The sequence below is a fragment of the Azohydromonas caseinilytica genome (assembly GCF_012927045.1).
Lineage (GTDB): Bacteria > Pseudomonadota > Gammaproteobacteria > Burkholderiales > Burkholderiaceae_C > Azohydromonas > Azohydromonas caseinilytica.
On the sequence record NZ_JABBFW010000024.1, the window covers coordinates 64,680 to 84,259 of the forward strand.

Below are 19,580 nucleotides of genomic sequence, written 5' to 3' on the forward strand. Positions count from 1 at the left end.
CTGATGGCGCGGGCAGGAAAGGCAGCGGCTGCGTGGTCCGGCACGTCAGGCGTGCCGTCGACCGCACGCAAGTCCGAGGGTCGGCTGAGGATCGACGCGGGACATCACGGCTGGCGACTTCGGCAGTTGCGGCGGGCCCGGCTGCTGGCAATCACGGTGCCCGGCACCCATCCAGGTCCGGCCCGTGCCCCGGCGCCGTGCTTCACGGCGGTGTGCCGCCGCCGTCCAGGGCGTTTCGTGGCGATGGCGCCTCCGGCAATTCATCTTCGCCCGGCCGGTACGTCGCCTGCCGCTGCGCCGGGTTGCGGTTGACCAGGCGGCGGCCGAAAAGCGGATGTCTGCAGCCGCGCATCTCGTGCTCCAGCTGGTACAGCGCCCGGCCCTCGCCCGGGTCCACGAGATCCGTGAAGCGCCAGTCCTGCGGGCCCCGGTCGCGCTGCAACAGGGAGTGTTCCGCCAGGCGACGATGCGCGCCCTCGGGCGGGTCGATGTAGAGCTGCACGTGGTGCCCGTCGTAGGCGGGCAGGGGCGCACGCGACTCGACGAAGCGCAGTGACTGGCCGCTGGCCACGGGCACCAGCGCCCGCTGCAACCCGTCGCCCAGCCCCGCCAGCGAGGCGGGCGCGCCCAGCAGCTCGGTGTAAAAGCGTGCCAGCCCCTCGGCCGTGCCGGCGGGTACGTCCAGCTCGACATAGGCGATGCCCGGCAGCGTTTCACCCGGCGGCGCGGCGTGGACGCTGAAGGCATTGCCCCAAGGGCAGCGCACCAGCAGCGCCTCATCGGCGGCACGGACGTCGAAAGCCGTGTGCGCCAGCGGCTTGCGCAGCGGCTCCAGCCGGGCCGGCAAATGCCGCAGCCACGGCACCGTCAGGCCGATGCGCCCGCGCAGCCGCTGCGGCGCCCCGGTGGGCAGATGCATCTGGGTGCGGCCGATGTTCACCCACATGTTGTCAAGGCCGACCATCAGGAAGGGATCGCGGGTGAAGCCCAGGCCGACCACGTAGAAGAGCGTGGCGAGCTGCTGGTCCGGCTGCGTCAGGTTCACGTGCTCCAGCAGCACGAGCGGGCTGGAGCAGCGCGGCAGCAGCACGGGCAGCCCGGCGGGAGATGGAGTCGGCATGGCGTCTTGCGGCATGTTGTGCTGGCGGGTGGGGGCAAGCCCCGATCCCGGCCCCGCCATTGCTTGACATAAGGTGGATTGGCATGACGGAAGCTTGTAGGCGCCAATTAGAGATGTCGCACAGTTGCGCGCTTGCGGACGTGGTCCGGCACGCGGTCGCCGAGCCCTACGGGCGTTTTCAAGAGCGCGTTCCACGTCATGCTCGATGCGTGAATTGCGCAGGAACGGGCCATTGGCGCCACGGCAAGCATGCAACCTTGCCAACGTCGTCGTTGCACAGGGATGCGATGCCATCGTGTTGCATCGATGCAACAGAGCGGCATGGATGGGCGGAGATCCCAAAGCGGGCGGCGGCCTTGTTCAGACTTGCCTCTCCAGCCCAACCGCTGGCCGCAACATCCGGCGACAGCTTCTCCTGTGTCGTGGCTGCAATCCGAGTTTGGCGCCTGCCTGTGCCGCTGCGGTGGTGCAAAACCGGCTTGTAGGGCTGCTGTTGCGCGGCTGGCGTAGCAACTCCTCCGGCGGTGCAAGTCCTGCTGACCCGATGCCGCCCGCGCCCGCCGCGGGAACTGCCCGGCGTCGGCCCAGGCCACGCGCGCCGGCGGGATCGCCGTGAATATTGAATACAGTAATGGGTTTTCCCACCCCACATCGAGTACGACGCCATGCCTGCCGAGCATTCCCGCATCATTTACACGCTGACCGACGAGGCGCCGCTGCTGGCGACATATTCGTTCCTCCCGATCATCCGTACCTTCGCTGCACCGGCGGGCATCGACATCGTGGAGAGCAACATCTCGGTGGCCAACCGCATCCTCGGCGAGTTCCCCGAGTACCTGAGCGACATGCAAAAGGTGCCCAACACGCTGGCCGAGCTGGGCAAGAAGACGCTGGAGCCGGACGCCAACATCATCAAGCTGCCCAACATCAGCGCGTCGGTGCATCAGCTCGTCAGCGCCATCAAGGAGCTGCAGGCCAAGGGCTACCAGGTGCCCAACTTCCCCGAGGACCCCAAGACCGACGCCGAGCGTGCCATCCGCGCGCGCTACGCCAAGGTCCTGGGCAGCGCCGTGAACCCGGTGCTGCGCGAGGGCAACTCGGATCGCCGCGCCCCGCTGGCGGTCAAGAACTACGCGCGCAAGAACCCGCACAGCATGGGCGAGTGGAGCATGGCTTCGCGCACCCACGTGGCGCACATGAAGCACGGCGACTTCTACCACGGCGAGAAGTCGATGACGCTGGACCGCGCGCGCGACGTGAAGATGGAGCTCCTCACCAAGAGCGGCAAGACCATCGTGCTCAAGCCCGAGGTCAAGCTGCTCGACGGCGAGATCATCGACAGCATGTTCATGAGCAAGAAGGCGCTGTGCGCCTTCTACGAGGAGCAGTTCGAGGACGCGCGCAAGACCGGCGTGATGCTGTCGCTGCACGTCAAGGCGACGATGATGAAGGTCTCGCACCCGATCGTGTTCGGGCACGCGGTGAAGATCTTCTACAAGGAAGCCTTCGCCAAGCATGGCCAGCTCTTCGACGAGCTGGGCGTGAACGTGAACAACGGCATGGTGAACCTGTACGACAAGATCGCCACGCTGCCCTCCTCCAAGCGCGAGGAGATCATCCGCGACCTGCACGCCTGCCATGAGCACCGCCCCGAGCTGGCGATGGTGGACTCGGCCAAGGGCATCACCAACCTGCATGCGCCCAACGACGTGATCGTCGATGCCTCGATGCCGGCCATGATCCGCATCGGCGGCAAGATGTGGGGCGCCGACGGCAAGCCCAAGGACACCAAGGCGGTGATCCCCGAGTCCACGTTTGCCCGCATCTACCAGGAAGTCATCAACTTCTGCAAGACCAACGGCAACTTTGATCCGCGCACCATGGGCACCGTGCCCAACGTCGGCCTGATGGCGCAGCAGGCCGAGGAGTACGGCTCGCACGACAAGACCTTCGAGGTGTCCGAGGACGGCGTGGCCAACATCGTTGACCTCGCGACCGGCGAGGTTCTGCTGTCGCAGAACGTCGAGGCCGGCGACATCTGGCGCATGTGCCAGGTCAAGGATGCGGCGATCCGCGACTGGGTCAAGCTGGCCGTCACCCGCGCGCGCAACTCGGGCATGCCGGCGGTGTTCTGGCTCGACCCGTACCGCCCGCACGAGGCCGAGCTGATCAAGAAGGTCCAGACCTACCTGAAGGACCATGACACCAGTGGCCTGGACATCCAGATCATGTCGCAGGTGCGTGCCATGCGTTACACGCTGGAGCGTGTCATCCGCGGCCTGGACACGATCTCGGTCACGGGCAACATCCTGCGCGACTACCTGACGGACCTGTTCCCGATCATGGAGCTGGGCACCAGCGCCAAGATGCTGTCGATCGTGCCGCTGATGGCCGGTGGCGGCATGTACGAAACCGGCGCCGGCGGCTCCGCGCCGAAGCACGTGCAGCAGCTGGTCGAGGAGAACCACCTGCGTTGGGACTCGCTGGGCGAGTTCCTGGCCTTGGCGGTGAGCATGGAAGACCTGGGCATCAAGACCGGCAGCGAGAAGGCCAAGATCCTGGCGCGCACGCTCGACGCCGCCACCGGCAAGCTGCTCGACAACAACAAGGGTCCCTCGCCCAAGACCGGCCAGCTCGACAACCGTGGCAGCCAGTTCTACCTGGCGATGTACTGGGCGCAGGAGCTGGCGGCGCAGACCGATGACGCTGAGCTGCAGGCGCATTTCGCGCCGCTGGCCAAGACGCTGGCCGAGAACGAGGCCAGGATCGTCGAGGAACTGAACTCGGTGCAGGGCAAGCCGGTGGACATCGGCGGCTACTACTTCCCCGACCCCAAGAAGGTCAGCGCGGTGATGCGGCCCAGCCCCACCTTCAATGCCGCGCTGGACGCGGTGGCGACGGCCGGCTGATCGCCGCACCGGGGTGGGGTTGCGCGCGGCCCTACCCTGTCCATGACAATGAGCTGACGCCGGGGACGCAACGGCCCCGGCGGGTCAATGAGGCGGCGGTTCGAAGTCTCCGCTGCCTTTTCGGCCCCGGCTGCCGGTGGAAGGCCGCCGAGGTTGCACGCCTGGTGCCGCATGCTGCAGCGGCGCGGTCGCGCGCCCAGGGGTGTCGGGCCGGGATTGGCGGGACAGGTCTTGCCGGGCGTCTTGGCGCGGGGCGGGTCCGCGGTCGTCGAACGCGAACTCGACCTTGCCGCCACCCGGACCGGCCGCCAGGCGCAGTGCTGCCGAGAACTTCTTGCCCGCCTTGCTGGTGAAGCCGTCCAGCACCGGGGTGTGACCGGACTTGCACAGCGCCTTCACGTCGGTCTTGCGCGTCTTGCGGCCGGCCATCTCCTTCCAGATCGTTAGGCCGCAACTCGGGCAACCCCAGCTCTTGGGCCGCTCTTGCAGCTTGGCCTGACCGCAGCGGCAGCCGATGTCCGTGCCGGTACCGGCGCCGACGCCGGCGGCTCCCGCAGGCGCAGCCACCGCCTTGGCTCGGATGCGCGCCACCAGGTCCTGCGTGGTGCCGGCAATGCCGGCCATGAACGCCTCGCGCGTCTCCTGGCCGCGCTCGATGCGTGCCAGGCGGGATTCCCAGTCGCCCGTCAGCTCGGGAGAGGCCAGGGCTACCAGCCCGTTGTCGCGCAGCGACTGGATGAGCCTGATGCCCTTCCCGGTCGGCACCAGCTCCTTCCCGTGGCGCTCCAGGTAGCGTTTCTTCTCCGACAGCAGTTCCTCGATGGTGTTGGCCCGGGTGGCCGGTGTGCCCAGCCCCCGTTCCTTCATCGCCGCGGCGAGTGCGTCGTCGTCCACCAGCTTGCCGGCGTTCTCCATGGCCGCGAGCAGCGAGGCCTCGGTGAAGCGCGGCGGCGGCGTGGTCTGGCCGGTGCGCACCGTGACGGCGTCGTTGGACACCGGCTCGCCGGCGCGCATCGCCGGCAGGTTTTGGACCTCCTTGCCGGCGTCCTTGCCCTTTTCCTTTGCGGCGGAAGCGGCTTCGCCCCCGTACACCGCCAGCCAGCCCGCCGACACCAGCACGCGCCCCGTGGCACGGAAGCGGTACCCGGCAATCTCCGCCAGGCGTGTCGTCTCCAGGTACTCGGCCGGCGGATGGAAGGCGGCCAGGAAACGCCGCACGACCAGGTCGTAGATCCGTGATTCGGCTTCGGACAGCCCCGTCGGCGCCTTGCCGGTGGGGATGATGGCGAAGTGGTCGGAGATCTTGCGGTTGTCGAAGACCGGATGCCTCGGGGTGAGCCAGCCGTGGCCCAGGATGGCCTGCGCGAAAGGCTGGAAGCCCTGCGGCAGAAGCTTGAGGACCTGGGCCACCTTGGGCGGATAGTCCTCGGGCAGGTGGTTCGAATCGGTGCGCGGATAGGTCAGGACCTTGTGCTGCTCGTACAGGGCTTGCGCCAGGGACAGCGTGGTCTTGGCGGAGAAGCCGTGGCGTGCGTTCGCGTCCCGCTGCAGCGTCGTCAGGTCATAGAGCTTGGGCGGGTTGCGCCGCACGGGCTTGGAGCTGTCCTTCACCGAGTTCGGCGTCACGCCGCTGCAAGCCTGCTGCACGGTCTCGGCCATGCTGCGGTCGAAGGTGCGGTCGGCTCGCGCCGCGGGATCGGCGTTGGGCTTGAAGGCCGGGTCGAACCACTTGGCCTGCCAGGACCCGGCCGCCACGGACAGCGTGGCGATCACCTCCCAGAAGTCCCGCGGTTCGAAGGAGCGGATTTCCTCCTCCCGGTCCACCAGCAGGGCCAGCGTCGGCGTCTGGACACGCCCGGCCGACACCAGCTCGCCGGGCGCCACCAGGTTGGCCTTCGTCAGCGCCCGCGTGGCGTTGACGCCCACGAGCCAGTCGGCCTCGGCCCGGGAGCGCGCGGCGGCTGCCAGGGGCCGCATGTCGGCGTCGCTGCGCCGCTGCGCATAGGCCTGCTTGATGCCGGTGGCCGTCATGGTCTGCAGCCACATGCGCTCGATGGGCTTGCGCACGCGCAGGTACTCCACGATCAAGCGAAAGATCAGCTCGCCCTCGCGCCCGGCGTCGCAGGCATTGATGAGGCGCTCCACGTCGCTGCGCCCGGCAAGCTGGCGCAGCAGGTCGAGCGTCTGCTGCGTGCCGGGCAAGGCCTCCAGCGCAAAGCGTTGCGGGATGACGGGCAGACGCGCCAGGTTGAAACCGGGGTCGTCGTCCTTGCGCACGCCCAGCTGCACGAGGTGTCCGCGGGCCGAGGCCACCAGCAGGTCGCTGCGCTCGAAGTAGCCGCCCCGGCGGGTGAAGCCGCCCAGCGCCTGCGCGATGTCGGCGGCCACGGACGGCTTCTCCGCCACGATCAGGGTCTTCATGTGGGTCGTATTGTCGTCGCGCCAGACGGCAGGGCTGCGGGCCCTCTTCCTCGATCCGGGCCAGCGCCCGTTTGCGCCGGCGTGCGAGCCGCGTGCTCGGGCGGGCGCGGCACCCTTGCACTGGAAGCGGTATTTGCGGCTACCGCCGTCGACTTGATGGACTGCAACATGACGCCTGGCGCCGCTGCCCCGCTGCAAGACCTTGGGTTTGCCCTGCAAGGTCCCGACGCGGTGCGCGCCTTGCCCGCTTGTAATCCAGCGCAAAGCGCGGGCCGCGCCCGGCACAGGGGCACCGGTCTTTGCGCTTGGGTGAAGCTGCCCTTTGCTCAGAGCAAGCGCACCGCCCCCAGCAACTCGAAGGCCTTGTCCTCGGAAAGGTCGCCTTGCTTGGCCTTGAGCACCAGCGTCTTGATGAGCGCTTCCGCGATGGGCGCCAGGCCGCCTTCAATCACCAGGGATTGCGACAACACCGGGGTAAAGCTGAGGGATCGCGGGACGGGCGAATGAACGCCCGGGGAAACCGAAGCTTCAACCGGTGCCGTGTCCGAGGCCGGTGCCGCACAGGCAACGACTTCGGCCGGCCGGGCAGGCGCAGCCAGTGGCGCCGTTGGCTGGGCTTCAGGCTCGACCGGCGCCAGCAGCTCCGCCTGCACCGGGGTGGTGGTGTGGGCGCTCGAGGATTCGCTGACCGGGTCGGCGGGCTTGCCGCCGGGCTCGCTGCCGCGCCGGGATGCCCCTCGGCGGCGCTGTGCCATTCCCGTGGCTGGGACAGCCTTGGAGCCGGTGCCGAGGGCAGCGTCTTGGCCTTCGGCAGCACCAGCCAGGGACCCGGCCGATTCATCCGTGTCCGCATCCGTAGCGCCTTCGGAGCTTGTGCCGCCGGCATCCGAGGGCGCGGACCCCGCTTCAGCCGCCTCGCCGGCTGAAGCGGCGTTGGCGTCTGTTGCCGCATCTCGTGGCAAGGGTGCGAGGCGTTGGAGCGTGGCTGCAGGAATGTCCCGGGTACTGCGGGCGGCTTCGAACCAGTCGTTCGGCAAGCCCAGCGCGCGAGCCATGTCACCGCAGAGCTCTTGGTCCAGGACCTTGCGGCCGCTGAGCATGGCCGACACGTATGGCGGCTTGACCTGCAGGACGCGGGCCAGCGCGCTCTTGGCGCCCTTGCCGTGGAGCAGGATGCTCAGGTTCTGCTTGCGCAGTTCAGGAGAGGCCATGGAGAAGTTCTCTTTCGGGCCGGAGTACGGGCGGGGCACCGCCATCGACAAGGGCAATTGCGCTTCAGCAGTGGCCGTACGGGAAGGCGCCAGGCGGGCCGGCGCCGCTGCATCGGCCCCGGGGGCCTGCTGGGCATCGGCATCGCGAGCCGGAACCCGCACCGGGCGTGACGCCGCTCGGGAAGCAACGGAGGCCACCGCGGACAGCGACGCCACTGCGCCCTCACCCGATTCCTCGTCATCCTGCAGTCCCGCCTGGTCGGGATGTTTCAACAACTCCAGCGTGCGCTCAGGGACCGCATTGTTGAGCCCGTCCAGCCACTTTCCGGGCAATTTCAAGGTTCTTTCGATATGGAAGGCCGTCTCGTCGGGGCAAAGGGTGCCCTGGGATATGGCTTCAAGACGCTCCAGGGGCACTTCAGCCACCAGGGCCAACACTTCACGCACGGGCGCCTTTTCCAGCAGGAGCCGCAGATTTGCAGCACGCAGGGCGCCGTTCACACCTTGCTTGGCCACCTGGGCCTTTGTGTCTTCTCGCCGAACCCCATTGGGCCGCTTGCCCGATACCGCGAGCAAGACGGCGTTGTCCCGCACCGGCTCGCGGTAGTTGCGGACATGGTTGCGGCCGCGGTCGCCGTCACGGCGCTTCGATTGCCAATCAGGCTTTGCCAAATGATGCTCCCTCAAGTTTTCACAGGCAGGCTGTCACACTGCCCTCTCAACGTTGCAAACAAGAAAGCGCGCCCTTTGTCGAGCGCGTGCCGTACCGAGGTTTTTCCAATGTACCCAATGTGGCTGGAAACCGCCGTGAACGCCTGCTGCATTCTCTTGCGCCTGCCCATCAGGCCGGGCCTCTGAGGCAAGCGTGCCATTTCCAGGAAACCGTCGCTGACCGAACCGGAACAGGCCTTGTGCCACCCGCAACGCCAGCTCTGCGTCTTCCTGTCCATCGCCGGCTTGTCTTTGCCCTCCGGGTTAACCCGCACTGGAAAGTGACAACGTGCGCCCGCAAGGGAAGGGTTTGGACGTACGTGGTTTCCGGCTTCACCGGGAAAGCTTGACGAATGACAATTGCAGCCATGCAGCACACCGATAGCTGAGGCGTTCATCGGCCCGACGGTTGGATGAGCGCCTTTGCGGCATCACACTCCCTCAGGACGCTCACCATGGAAAGCACCTCGATTTTTTGCCCTACTTCCGAAGGACCGCCTGCCGAATACGTGTCTGCCATGGCCGACCTGGAAAAACGGGCGGGTCGTGGCGAACTGACATTGCGGCAAGTCCGGCACGAGATCTTCGCGCTGCGCGAGCGTTATGGTGCCGAGGTCGCACTCGTGATGCAGTGGGCTGCCCGGTCGCATTGAGCACCGGCTGAAGCTACTGGGCAAGTGTCAATACGGTTCAGTTAAGCCCTTCCGGCCCGCGGAACGACCAGGCAGCGGCCGCCGAGCCTCTCGGCGCGCACGCACGGTTTTGTCATCCCAACGGAGCAAACGGGTTTTAACTGAACCGTATTGGAGCAAGCGTGCAGTTGCAACGAAACCGGATCTGACCGAGGCGGCTGCGGTTGAAAGCGCCACGGTGCGCCCGGAACTGTCGGACTGCACCCCAAGGAGAACTTCAGAGCGTTGCTCTGAGAGGCCGCCTACTTCTTGGTGGAAAGCCACTGAGCGACGCTGTAGGCAAGCTGGCGCTCTTGGTCGCTCTTGCAATTGACCGCTGGATCAGCCAGGTGCTGCTCCAGCGACCAGTCGCTGGGCCTGTGCGCCATCCACCATGCCACTGCGGCCTCGGCGACGCCATGCAGGACAACGGTGTCCGGGGCGCCCGCGCGCGTGCCGGTCTGGTGCCGCCCGAAAGCCACGTCGAGCATCATTTTCACGGGGCTATGGCTCATGTCGCATCCTTCCCAACCGTGCTGCGTGTTCCCGAATCATCTCCGCTCGTGCCTTGACACGCCAGATGCGGATTGGTGCCTGAACTCCTGCACCGGCTCGATCCGCAGCCGTGACGTCCGGGCTCCTGAAAATTGACCCTCAGTGCAGGCTCACGCGTTGCTAGTGGGCCTGGGTCGCGGATCATCGATTCGTCGGGTGCACGCGCTGTCTTGTTGCCGGTACGGCAGCGGTGGCATGGCAATGCCGCGGTCGGCCAGTGGTGAAGGAGGGAAACTTGAGTTCAGTACGGATCGGCACCTGGAACCTGGGACGCTCCGGCGCATTCCATCGCACCCGCATTGCGCGGCAGCTTGAATTGCTTCGGCAATACAACGCGGATGTCTGGGTCCTGACCGAGGCCCATGATGCCAACGTGCCGCCGGGCGGCCACGTGGTCAGTTCCTCATGCAACTCCGATTTCCACCATACCGGCGAGCATCGGGTCGTCCTGTGGTCAAGGTACCCGCTGTCCCAGATAGCCACTGAGGACCCGGTGTCGACCGTGGCGGCGCGGCTTGAAGTGCCTGGGATGGATTTGCCGCTGCTGGTGTATGGCACCGTCATTTCGCACGCGCATGGCGGCGTGGTGCAACGCCAGGCCTTGTCGTGGCAACGTCATCACGAAGCGGTGCAGCGCCAGCGTGCCGAATGGCTGCGATTGCGCCAGAACCTGCCTGATCACGCGATGTGCGTGGCCGGCGACTTCAACACCAACCTTGACGAGGCGGCGCGGTATGGAGCCGCTGATCCCAGGCACAGCATCCTGCAGGGGCTCGCGGACGCGGGTATGGCATGCCTCACGAGCGACGCGCTGCGCAGGACGCTGGCACAACCAGGCGACCGTGCCGGCGTGGACCATGTGTGCTTTTCTTCGGACATGGATGGACTGTCAAGCCAGATCGAGGCTTGGCCCGCAACCATCGACGGCCAGCGGCTCAGTGAGCGCGGCGGCATTCTGGTTGAGTTGGCATGGCGGCGTGCGTCAAACGGGCAACCGCGTCTGCCCCATCCTTGAAAATTCACCGTGCATCATGGAGAAAGCAATGATGACCCCGATGAGCCTGAGGCTGCGAGCTTGGGCGATCGAGGCTTCCACGGCACCGCTGCATTGAAGCGATACTTTGTTTCTTGTCCGCGCTTCGCCGGGTTGCGTCAACAGCGGTATGCTTTGCACCCTGTTTTGTTCACAAGGATTCCACTTGGCAGAGACCAACGCCCAGAAGAGCAGCGCCTTCATGAAGGCCTTGAAGCCCAGCCCTGAACTGGCCGCCATCGTCGGGGCCGAGCCGCTGCCCCGCACCGAAGCCACCAAGCGCCTCTGGGACTACATCAAGCAGCGCAATCTGCAGAACCCGGCGAACAAGCGCAACATCCTGTGCGACGCCACCCTGAAGGCCGTCATGGGCAAGGACGAGGTGACGATGTTCGAGATGACGGGACTGGTCAGCAAACATATGTCCTGATGCGAACGCTGCTGCAAATGCAGAGCCCAAGCTGCTCCTGACCTTTGCCTGCGCCGCAAGCGGCAGCACTCCTGTTCCATGATGCCAAGGCCCCGCTCAGCGGGGCTTTTTCGTTGCGGCAAGCCCTGCATCAAGCTTGCGGCAGGCGTGCAAAGACTGCTGATCAGGCGGTTCCGCAGCTTCGCCCACGGGGAGGTTGCGAAAACAACCTTAGAGACAACATACGCGATTACAAAGCCCAGTCCACGATCCTTCACTTCTCCACTACCCAAACCAACCGTGAACATCCACACCACCTACTGATTCTCTTTATCTTCCTTCAATAGAAGAGCGGCAATCGACAGCCTTCAAAAACCCGGGCAGGAACGGGCAAAGCTGGAGAGTTGCGGGGTCTTGCGTGTATGTTGTCAACCTGAAACGAGAAAAGGCCTGCTGAAGCAGGCCGCTTTTTCTCGGTGTCAGCGCTGACTACAGAGATGCTGATGCCGCTGGTGCTCACCAATGAGCGCTTTGAACAGCCCCAGCATCAGCACGAACATGAGCGCCATGAAGGGCAAGCCCAGTGCAATGGCACCTGCCTGAGCCGCCTTCAGCGCATCGTCTCCCCCGACGATGAACAGAACCAACGTCACCACCCCGACAACTCCGGCCCAGACAACTTTCTGAAATCCGCTGGTGTCCTCCTTTCCGCCCGAGGCGAGGGTATCCACCACCAGGCACCCGGAATTGACAGACGTCACCATGAATATGGCCAACAGGATCACGGCCAGAAAGGAAGTGAGCTGTGCCATGGGCAGCGCTTCGAGAAACCAGAACAGAGTCAGCGTGACGTCCTGGATACCTCCGGCCAGTTGGCCAATGCCGGTTTCCGCCTGGTGAATGGCCGTGCCGCCGAACGCCGTCATCCAGATCAAGGCCACCAGGGTGGGAGCAATCATGACGGACGTCACGATTTGCCGCACGGTACGTCCGCGTGAAATGCTGGCAATGAACATTCCAACGAACGGCGCCCAGCTTGCCCACCAAGCCCAGTAGAAAACCGTCCAGCCACGAAACCATTCCGGGTCATTGCGGTTGACCCAGTTCGCCAACGGAATGAAATACTTGGCGTAATCCGCCGTGGTCGAGCCCAGCCCGGCCACAAAGCTGACCACCCCCGCGCCCAATATCACGAAAACCAGCAACCCGAGGGCGAAAGCCATGTTGATGTTGCTGAGCAGCTTGATGCCGGCATGCATGCCCGCCCCAACGGTGATTGCGGACAACGCGGAAACAAAAACAATGAAACCTGCCTGCATCGCGAAGGAGTTGGGCGTACCGAACACGTAATGCATCCCGGCCGCCGCCTGCATCGCTCCCAGACCCAGCGAGGTCGCCAAGCCAAAGGTGGTCAGGAGAATGGTGAAGATGTCCACCGTATGCCCGATCCAGCCCTTGTGCGCGGCACCGATGAGCGGCTGGAGGCCCGACCTCAGCGAGTTCTGGAGTCCCTTGTTGTAGGCAAAGTACCCGATGACCAGCGCGACGATGCAGTAAACGGCCCAGGGATGCAGTCCCCAGTGGAACAGGGTCGCACCCATCGCCGCATGCACGGCTTCAGGCGTGTCCTTGGGGACATTGAGCGGCGTCTTGTTCCAGCCAGAGTAATAGGCCAGCGGTTCGGCCACGCCCCAGAACAAGAGACCGACGCCCATGCCCGCGGCAAACAGCATCGAGAAGTAGGAAATGGTGCCGTACTCCGGCTTTGTTTCTCCGCGGCCGATCCGCACGTTGCCTGCCGGGGTCAATACCAGCAGAAAACAGAATAAGACAAAAGCATTCCCGGATATGATGTAGAACCAGTCGTAGTTATTGATGGTCCAGTCTTTTGCCTTATTCAGAAACAATCCAGCATTGACGGGATCGGAAACTGAATAGCCCACCAGAGCCGCCATCAAGACCAGAGCGACAGGGCACACGATGCGATGCACGTCCAGGCCCAGTATCCGCATATTCATGTCAGAGGCCGTCGTGTTGCTCTGAGAAGGCGGTATTTTTATTCTTGCCGACACCTTTGCGTCCATGTTGTCTCCTAGATACATTCCGTTTGCATGGACCTGCCCAGCCTTAATCTTTCACAAGAAACCAGGAAGGCGCGTCGTTTTCATTGGCATTCACCGACCTTTGTCAAAATGACTGCCAAAAATGCTCCCATTCACCTGTCATTGACGGGAAGGGACAGCAGGTGCATTAGAGGAGCATCCCATTGGAGCGTGCGTACCGTGCACGACATCCAATTGCTCAAAAACGACCGGAGGCGACACCACACTTCCCCCTGAAGTAACAAAGCGCTGCGGAGACGGCGGCAACGAGTAACTGGCTGCCGCCGTGACCGCAGCGCCTGCCGGACGATCGCGTGTGTGAAGACCGGGCCCTTTATGCCAACGGCCGCAACTCGATCAACAGCTCCTTGGCCTGCACGCGTTCGCCCGGCTTGACCAGGACCCGCTCAACTTCACCATCGCGCTCGGCCAGCACATGGGTCTCCATCTTCATAGCCTCCAGCGCCAGCAGCGTGCTGCCCGCACTCACCCGCTGCCCCACGGCCACGGCGACGTTGACCACCGCACCGGGCATGGGCGCCGCGACATGCAGAGGGTTTGAGGGGTCTGCCAGTGGCCGCGCCTGCGCGCTGCCCGCCACACCAGCGCTGTGCACCCGCACCGTGCGCGGCTGGCCGTTGAGCTCGAATTGCACCTTCTGCGCCGCCTCACCATCCGGGCTGACCGACTGCAACGCCACCAGCAGCGTCTTGCCGGGGTCGATTTCGACGGTGATTTCCTGCTGCAGTTGCGGGCCATAGAAGAACACCGGCGTGGGCAGCTGCGAGGTGTCGCCAAAGCGGCGCTGGTGCTCACACAGCTCGCGCATCTGCTTGGGGTACATCAGGTAGGAGGAGAGCTGGCGCTCGTCCAGCGGCTGGCCGCACTCCTGCTCGGCCTTGGCGCGCGCGGCCGCTAGGTCCACCGGTACCAGCAGGTCACCGGGGCGGTAGGCCGCGGGCACAGGCTCCTCTTCTGCCAAGCGCAGCACCTTGCGCGTGAGCGCTTGCGGAAAGCCGTCCGGCGGGAAGCCCAGCTCGCCCTTGAAGAGCTGCACCACCGATTCCGGAAACGCGATCTCGCGCGCCGGGTCCAGCACGTCCACCGATGTGAGATCGCTGGCCACCATCATCAGCGCCATGTCGCCCACGACCTTGGACGAGGGCGTGACCTTGACGATGTCGCCGAAAAGCCGGTTCACGTCCGCATAGGCTTGCGACACCTCCGTCCAGCGGTGCGCCAGGCCCAGCGAGCGCGCCTGCTCGCGCAGGTTGGTGTACTGGCCACCGGGCATCTCGTGGCGGTAGACGTCCGCCGTGCCCGAGCGGATCTCGGACTCGAAGGGCGCATAGAAGCGGCGCACGCCCTCGAAGTAGGTCGAGGCCGCATGCAGCGCCTGCGCGTCCAGCCCCGGGTCACGATCCGTGCCGGCCAGCGCCGCGGCGATGGCCGAGAGGTTGGGCTGCGAGGTCAGCCCGCTCATCGAGTCCAGCGCGCCGTCCACCGCATCGCAGCCGGCTTCGATGGCGGCCAGCACCGAGGCCGCCGCTGCGCCGCTGGTGTCGTGGGTGTGGAAGTGGATGGGCAGCCCCGTTTCCTCCTTGAGCGCCTTGACCAGCGCCTTGGCTGCGCGCGGGCGGCACACGCCGGCCATGTCCTTGATGGCCAGGATGTGCACGCCCGCGCGCTGCAGCTGCCGCGCGATGTCCACGTAGTACTTCAGGCCGTACTTGGGCCGGGAGGTGTCGAAGAGGTCCGCGGTGTAGCAGACGGTGCCCTCGCACAGCGCGTCGGTTTCCAGCACCGCGTCGATGGCCACGCGCATGTTCTCGACCCAGTTGAGCGAGTCGAAGACGCGGAACACATCGATGCCGCCGACGGCGGCCTGCTGCACGAAGTGCCGCACCACGTTGTCGGCGTAGTTGGTGTAGCCCACGGCATTGGAGCCGCGCAGCAGCATCTGGAACAGCAGGTTGGGCACGCGGCTGCGCAGCTGCGCCAGCCGCTCCCATGGGTCTTCCTTGAGGAAGCGCAGCGCCACGTCGAAGGTCGCGCCGCCCCAGCACTCCAGCGAGAAAAGCTGCGGCAGCGCGCGCGCGTAGTACGGCGCGATGGGCAGCATGTCGGCCGTGCGCATGCGCGTGGCCAGCAGCGACTGGTGCGCGTCGCGCAGCGTCGTGTCGGTCATGAGCACCTGCTTCTGGTGCAGCATCCAGCGCGCGAACTCCTGCGGCCCAAGTTCCTGCAGCAACTGGCGTGTGCCTTTGGGCGCCGCAGTGCTGGTATCGATGCGCGGCAGCACCGGCTTGGGCAGCGGCAGCGCCGGCAGCGTGCGGCCGCGCACCTCCGGGTTGCCGTGCACGGCGATCTCGCCCAGGAAGCCCAGCAGCTTGGTGGCGCGGTCACGCCGCGCGGTGAAGGCCAGCAGCTCGGGCGTGTTCTCGATGAAGCGCGTGGTGATCTCGCCGGCGACGAAGGCCGGGTGGTTGATCAGGTTCTCCAGGAACTGCAGGTTGGTGGACACGCCGCGGATGCGGAACTCGCGCAGCGCCCGGTCCATGCGCTGCGTGGTCTCGGCAGCGGTGGGCGCCCAGGCCGTGACCTTGACCAGCAGCGAGTCGTAGTAGGGCGTGATCACGGCGCCGCCGTAGGCCGTGCCCGCATCGAGCCGGATGCCGAAGCCCGAGGCGCTGCGGTAGGCCGCCAGGCGCCCGTAGTCGGGCAGGAAGCCGTTCTCGGGGTCCTCGGTGGTGACGCGGCACTGCAGCGCATGGCCGTTGAGCGGGATGCGCTCCTGTGCCGGCACGCCGGCGCCGGGGCGGGCGTCGCCCTCGGGCAGCCCGATGTGCGCGCCCTCGCTGACGCGGATCTGGGCCTTGACGATGTCCACGCCGGTGATCATCTCCGTCACCGTGTGCTCGACCTGGATGCGCGGATTGACCTCGATGAAGTAGCACTGGCCGCTGTCGGCATCCATCAGGAACTCGACCGTGCCCGCGTGCGTGTAGCCCACCGAGCGCATCAGCCGCAGCGCGCTGTCGCACAAGGCCGCGCGCTGCGCGGGGTCCAGGTACGGCGCGGGCGCCCGCTCCACCACTTTCTGATTGCGGCGCTGGGCGGTGCAGTCGCGTTCGTGCAGGTGCACGAGGTTGCCGTGCAGGTCGCCCAGGATCTGCACCTCGACGTGGCGTGCGCGGCGGATGAGCTTCTCGAAGTACACCTCGTCGTTGCCGAAGGCCCCCAGCGCCTCGCGCCGCGCCGCCTCCAGCGCCGCGGGCATGTCGGCAGCGCTCTCGATCACGCGCATGCCACGGCCACCGCCGCCCCAGCTGGCCTTGAGCATCACCGGATAGCCGATGCCTTCCGCCAGCCGCTGGCACTCGGCCAGGTCGTGCGGCAGCGGCGGCGTGGCCGGCATCACGGCCACGCCGGCGGCCACGGCCGCATGGCGCGCCGCCACCTTGTTGCCCAGCGTGCGCATGACCTCGGGCGACGGGCCGACCCAGCGGATGCCCGCGGCGATCACGGCCTCGGCAAAGTCCGGGTTCTCCGACAGGAAGCCGTAACCCGGGTGGATGGCGTCCACGCCGGTCTGGCGTGCCACGCGCAGGATGTCCGCGCCGTCGAGGTATGCCGCCAGCGGCTTCTTGCCCTCGCCGACGAGGTAGCTCTCGTCCGCCTTGAAGCGGTGCAGCGCATGCCGATCCTGCTGCGAGTAGATCGCCACCGTGCGCATGCGCATTTCGGAGGCCGCGCGCATGACGCGGATGGCGATCTCGGATCGGTTCGCGACGAGCAGGGAGCTGATGGGAGCATGGTTCATTGCATTGGCCTCGGCGTGAGGGTCTATTGAGAAATGCAGCCCGCATCGCGTCTTGCAATGCAGGAAACGGCTGCTCCACACCGCGTACGGCGGCATGGCAACAGCAGCTCATGGGGCGTGAACGACAGCCGGCCCAATGCGGCCCGCTCGCTGGGGTGATTCATCCACTGCCGCATGCAAGCGGTATCGCGTGTCGCCGGTCATCGTCCAGGGCCCAGGGCCACGCGATCTGTTTTCTTCTCAAGACATCAGAGGCCGCCAGTGCACCGCCATCGGCAGTCCACAAGAGAACTTCTCGCGCAACGCAAAGATTTCCTGCCGGGCCTGTACAAGCGTCACCTCACCCATGGCAGCCCTGCGCTCCAGATCGTCAAAGGCGCGTTGGTATTCCACCGGTACGCCGCTGGTCTCCGTCATCGGTGTCTCCCTTCGTCTCCATGGCCGTCCACATCCGGCCCTACCCGGAAAACATCCGTGCCTGGCGGAACGTCTCGTCTTCCGCACAGCTTGCTTTGCATTCCTGAGCAAGCTCTGCCGGCCAGCTCCTGTCAGCCAAGCCAGCGACATTCGCGCCGGAGGATTCAAGGCAAGGCGACAGCGCCGCGGCAAATCTTGCCTTGAGCCTGCATTCCGCCAGTTCCGCATCAGCCTCGCTGTCGAGCACGATGCCGGCGCCCACACCCAAACTTGCGGCTCTCAGTCCATTGGCTTCCGGACCCAAGGTCATCGTCCGGATGGCGACCGACAGGCAAAAGTCCCCGCAATGGCGCCCTTCATGGGGTCGGTCCAGCCAGCCGATGCTGCCGGTGTAGAGCCCGCGAGGCGTCGATTCCAGCTCAGAAATCAACTTCATCGTCTGGAGCTTCGGGGCCCCGGTGATCGAGCCGCACGGAAACGTGGCTCGAAGCACGTCGGCAAAGGAAATCTCAGAGCGGAGTGCCGCCTGCACGGTGGACGTCATCTGGAAAACCGAGGCATGGGACTCGACGCTGAACAGCGCAGGCACGCGCACGGTTCCCGGCACTGCGATACGGCCCATGTCGTTGCGCAGTAGGTCGACGATCATCAGGTTCTCGGCACGGTTCTTCACGTCCCGCGCCAGCCACCGTGCCATTTCACGATCCTCATCGGCATTCGAGCACCGTGGTGCGGTTCCCTTCATCGGGCACGCGGTGAGCACTCCCGCTGCATGACGCAGGAACAGCTCCGGCGAACAGGACAACACGAACTCGATGTCACCACCTGCGGGCAACGCCAGGAAAGCGCCATAGCTCACCGGTTGCCGGGACCTGAGCCGCTGGTAAATCGCCGCCGGCGTGCCGACGGCCTGGCCGAACATCCGGTACGTGAAGTTGACCTGATAGGTCTGTCCCTCGCGAATCGCCTGGTGAATGGCGCCTATGGCACGCTCGAATTCCGCGCCGCCAAGGCTCTCGCGCCATGAAGCCACACCGGCATGCCCTGCCGATTCCGCGCCCACCGCGTCTGCCAGCCATTGATCGGCCTGCGCCCTGGACAGGAACGCCAGCTCCGAAAACATCAGCAGCCTCAGGGACGCACCCTGGTTGCGATCCGTGTCCGCTTGGCTTGGACGCTGCAGCTTGACACCCCACTCGTAGTCCGCGAGCACGACGGCGTGCAGCCCCGCGGCCATGTCGCTTTCAGCGGCAGCCATGACCGTATCCAGCGTCGCCGGATCGGTGCAGCGGTGCTCGCGCACGAACCCGCGGTACAACCGGCTCGATGGCCGTTCCGGCGTGGCGCCGCAGTCGTCCAGCAAGGCAAAAGGGGCGTGGACCATGGTATTGCAGTACCGGCGCGGCTCAGCTCCAGTCGTCCATGTCGTGCTTGATGGTGTGGCGGTTGGCGATGAGCTCCTCCACGCTGGGCTCGTTGTTGAGCGCGCGGCGGATCGCCAGCTTGGTGGCCTCGTAGTTGGTGCGGTACATGTTCTTCTTGTCGAGCTGCTGATCGCCGGTTGATGATTTGTTGCCTACCTCAACCGATTGAAGAGGCCCGTACAGAACCCTCTCGTCGGCCTTTGGAGACAGCAGGCTGGCCTAAAAACGCCCATGGCCGTCCTTGAAAACAAGTATGCATGCGCAGCTCTCGGCGTTGAATAGGCCGGGCGTGAACAGGCAAGCACATGTCGGAACCGGACAAGTCAGGGCCGTCGTCCTTGCGGACACGGCTTTCATGCGGACCTCTATCGGCTCGCTTGTCCGAGCAAGGTGCGCTTGCCGTCAACATCGTCGGGTGCTGACCGTCGGCGCCTGACTCCTCGTCGGTCGTTTCTTGAGGCCCGGGTCTCAATGCCAACCGGGTCTCTTCATATCCATCCAACACCCACTGGCGCAGGCTCGCCGGCTTGTCGTGATCCGACAAGTACGGGTCGCAGGCCAACAATCGCCGAACGGCCTGGCATCGAAAAATCTCCACATCGGAATCCTTTGTGGAGACAAACGGTGCAAGGCCAAAAGTACTCGGTGTGGAGCCTGTTCAAGCATGGCCTGCGCCACCACAAGACCTGGGAGCCGGCATGGCGCCGGGCCCAGCTGCAGCCCGGCTACGACGTGGTGATCATCGGCGGCGGCGGCCACGGCCTGGCCACGGCC

At 65.6% G+C, this 19,580-nt stretch carries 13 protein-coding genes and 1 pseudogene; 4 read left to right on the forward strand and 10 right to left on the reverse strand.

Annotated elements, in window-relative coordinates; translation table 11 throughout:
* Positions 1–202 precede the first annotated feature (202 nt).
* Entirely contained in the window at positions 203–1,120 is a 918-nt protein-coding gene (locus tag HHL10_RS23500; RefSeq protein WP_205833179.1) for a VOC family protein, read from the reverse strand.
* 665 nt (positions 1,121–1,785) lie between these two features.
* Between HHL10_RS23500 and HHL10_RS23505 the strand changes: the two genes are divergently transcribed.
* The gene (locus HHL10_RS23505) at positions 1,786–4,029 is read left to right on the forward strand and encodes an NADP-dependent isocitrate dehydrogenase (RefSeq protein ID WP_169162838.1); all 2,244 of its coding nucleotides are present in this window, start codon (positions 1,786–1,788) and stop codon (positions 4,027–4,029) included.
* 84 nt (positions 4,030–4,113) lie between these two features.
* On the opposite strand, the gene topB is transcribed toward HHL10_RS23505, so the two are convergent.
* Entirely contained in the window at positions 4,114–6,450 is a 2,337-nt protein-coding gene (gene topB, locus HHL10_RS23510; RefSeq protein ID WP_169162839.1) for a DNA topoisomerase III, read from the reverse strand.
* Positions 6,451–6,776: 326 nt separating this feature from the next.
* A complete protein-coding gene (locus HHL10_RS23515; RefSeq protein WP_169162840.1) occupies positions 6,777–8,333 on the reverse strand; it encodes a helix-turn-helix domain-containing protein in 1,557 nt (518 codons plus the stop codon).
* A gap of 494 nt (positions 8,334–8,827) precedes the next feature.
* On the opposite strand from HHL10_RS23515, the gene HHL10_RS23520 reads away from it, so the two are divergent.
* Positions 8,828–9,025, forward strand: a complete 198-nt coding sequence (locus HHL10_RS23520; protein WP_169162841.1) for a hypothetical protein — start codon at positions 8,828–8,830, stop codon at positions 9,023–9,025.
* Positions 9,026–9,306: 281 nt separating this feature from the next.
* Here the strand turns inward: HHL10_RS23520 and HHL10_RS23525 are convergent, their stop codons facing one another.
* On the reverse strand, positions 9,307–9,558 hold the full coding sequence (locus HHL10_RS23525; RefSeq protein WP_169162842.1) for a hypothetical protein: 252 nt from the start codon (positions 9,556–9,558) through the stop codon (positions 9,307–9,309).
* A 275-nt stretch (positions 9,559–9,833) separates the two neighbouring features.
* On the opposite strand from HHL10_RS23525, the gene HHL10_RS23530 reads away from it, so the two are divergent.
* A complete protein-coding gene (locus HHL10_RS23530) occupies positions 9,834–10,613 on the forward strand; it encodes an endonuclease/exonuclease/phosphatase family protein (protein WP_169162843.1) in 780 nt (259 codons plus the stop codon).
* Here HHL10_RS23530 and HHL10_RS23535 read toward each other — a convergent pair.
* Positions 10,581–10,835, reverse strand: coding sequence for a hypothetical protein (locus HHL10_RS23535; RefSeq protein WP_169162795.1), 255 nt, complete (start codon positions 10,833–10,835; stop codon positions 10,581–10,583). The genes HHL10_RS23530 and HHL10_RS23535 overlap by 33 nt on opposite strands.
* Here HHL10_RS23535 and HHL10_RS23540 point away from each other — a divergent pair.
* Entirely contained in the window at positions 10,834–11,061 is a 228-nt protein-coding gene (locus HHL10_RS23540) for an SWIB/MDM2 domain-containing protein (protein WP_375138976.1), read from the forward strand. The two genes, HHL10_RS23535 and HHL10_RS23540, sit on opposite strands and share 2 nt — an antisense overlap.
* A gap of 458 nt (positions 11,062–11,519) precedes the next feature.
* Here the strand turns inward: HHL10_RS23540 and HHL10_RS23545 are convergent, their stop codons facing one another.
* From HHL10_RS23545 to HHL10_RS23565, 5 genes and pseudogenes are all read right to left on the reverse strand, one after another.
* Positions 11,520–13,124 carry a BCCT family transporter gene (locus tag HHL10_RS23545; protein ID WP_235971754.1) on the reverse strand — a complete coding sequence of 535 codons (1,605 nt, stop codon included), beginning with the start codon at positions 13,122–13,124 and terminating at the stop codon, positions 11,520–11,522.
* A 352-nt stretch (positions 13,125–13,476) separates the two neighbouring features.
* Positions 13,477–16,965 (reverse strand): pyruvate carboxylase, encoded by a 3,489-nt coding sequence (locus tag HHL10_RS23550; protein WP_169162845.1) that lies wholly within the window; start codon positions 16,963–16,965, stop codon positions 13,477–13,479.
* Positions 16,966–17,205: 240 nt separating this feature from the next.
* Entirely contained in the window at positions 17,206–17,382 is a 177-nt protein-coding gene (locus tag HHL10_RS23555; RefSeq protein ID WP_169162846.1) for a hypothetical protein, read from the reverse strand.
* Positions 17,383–17,422: 40 nt separating this feature from the next.
* Positions 17,423–18,766: an aminodeoxychorismate synthase component I gene (gene pabB / locus HHL10_RS23560; protein ID WP_169162847.1), complete on the reverse strand. Its 1,344-nt coding sequence runs from the start codon at positions 18,764–18,766 to the stop codon at positions 17,423–17,425.
* A 22-nt stretch (positions 18,767–18,788) separates the two neighbouring features.
* Positions 18,789–18,938 (reverse strand): annotated as a pseudogene (locus HHL10_RS23565) (formaldehyde-activating enzyme); the annotation flags it as partial.
* Positions 18,939–19,580 lie beyond the last annotated feature (642 nt).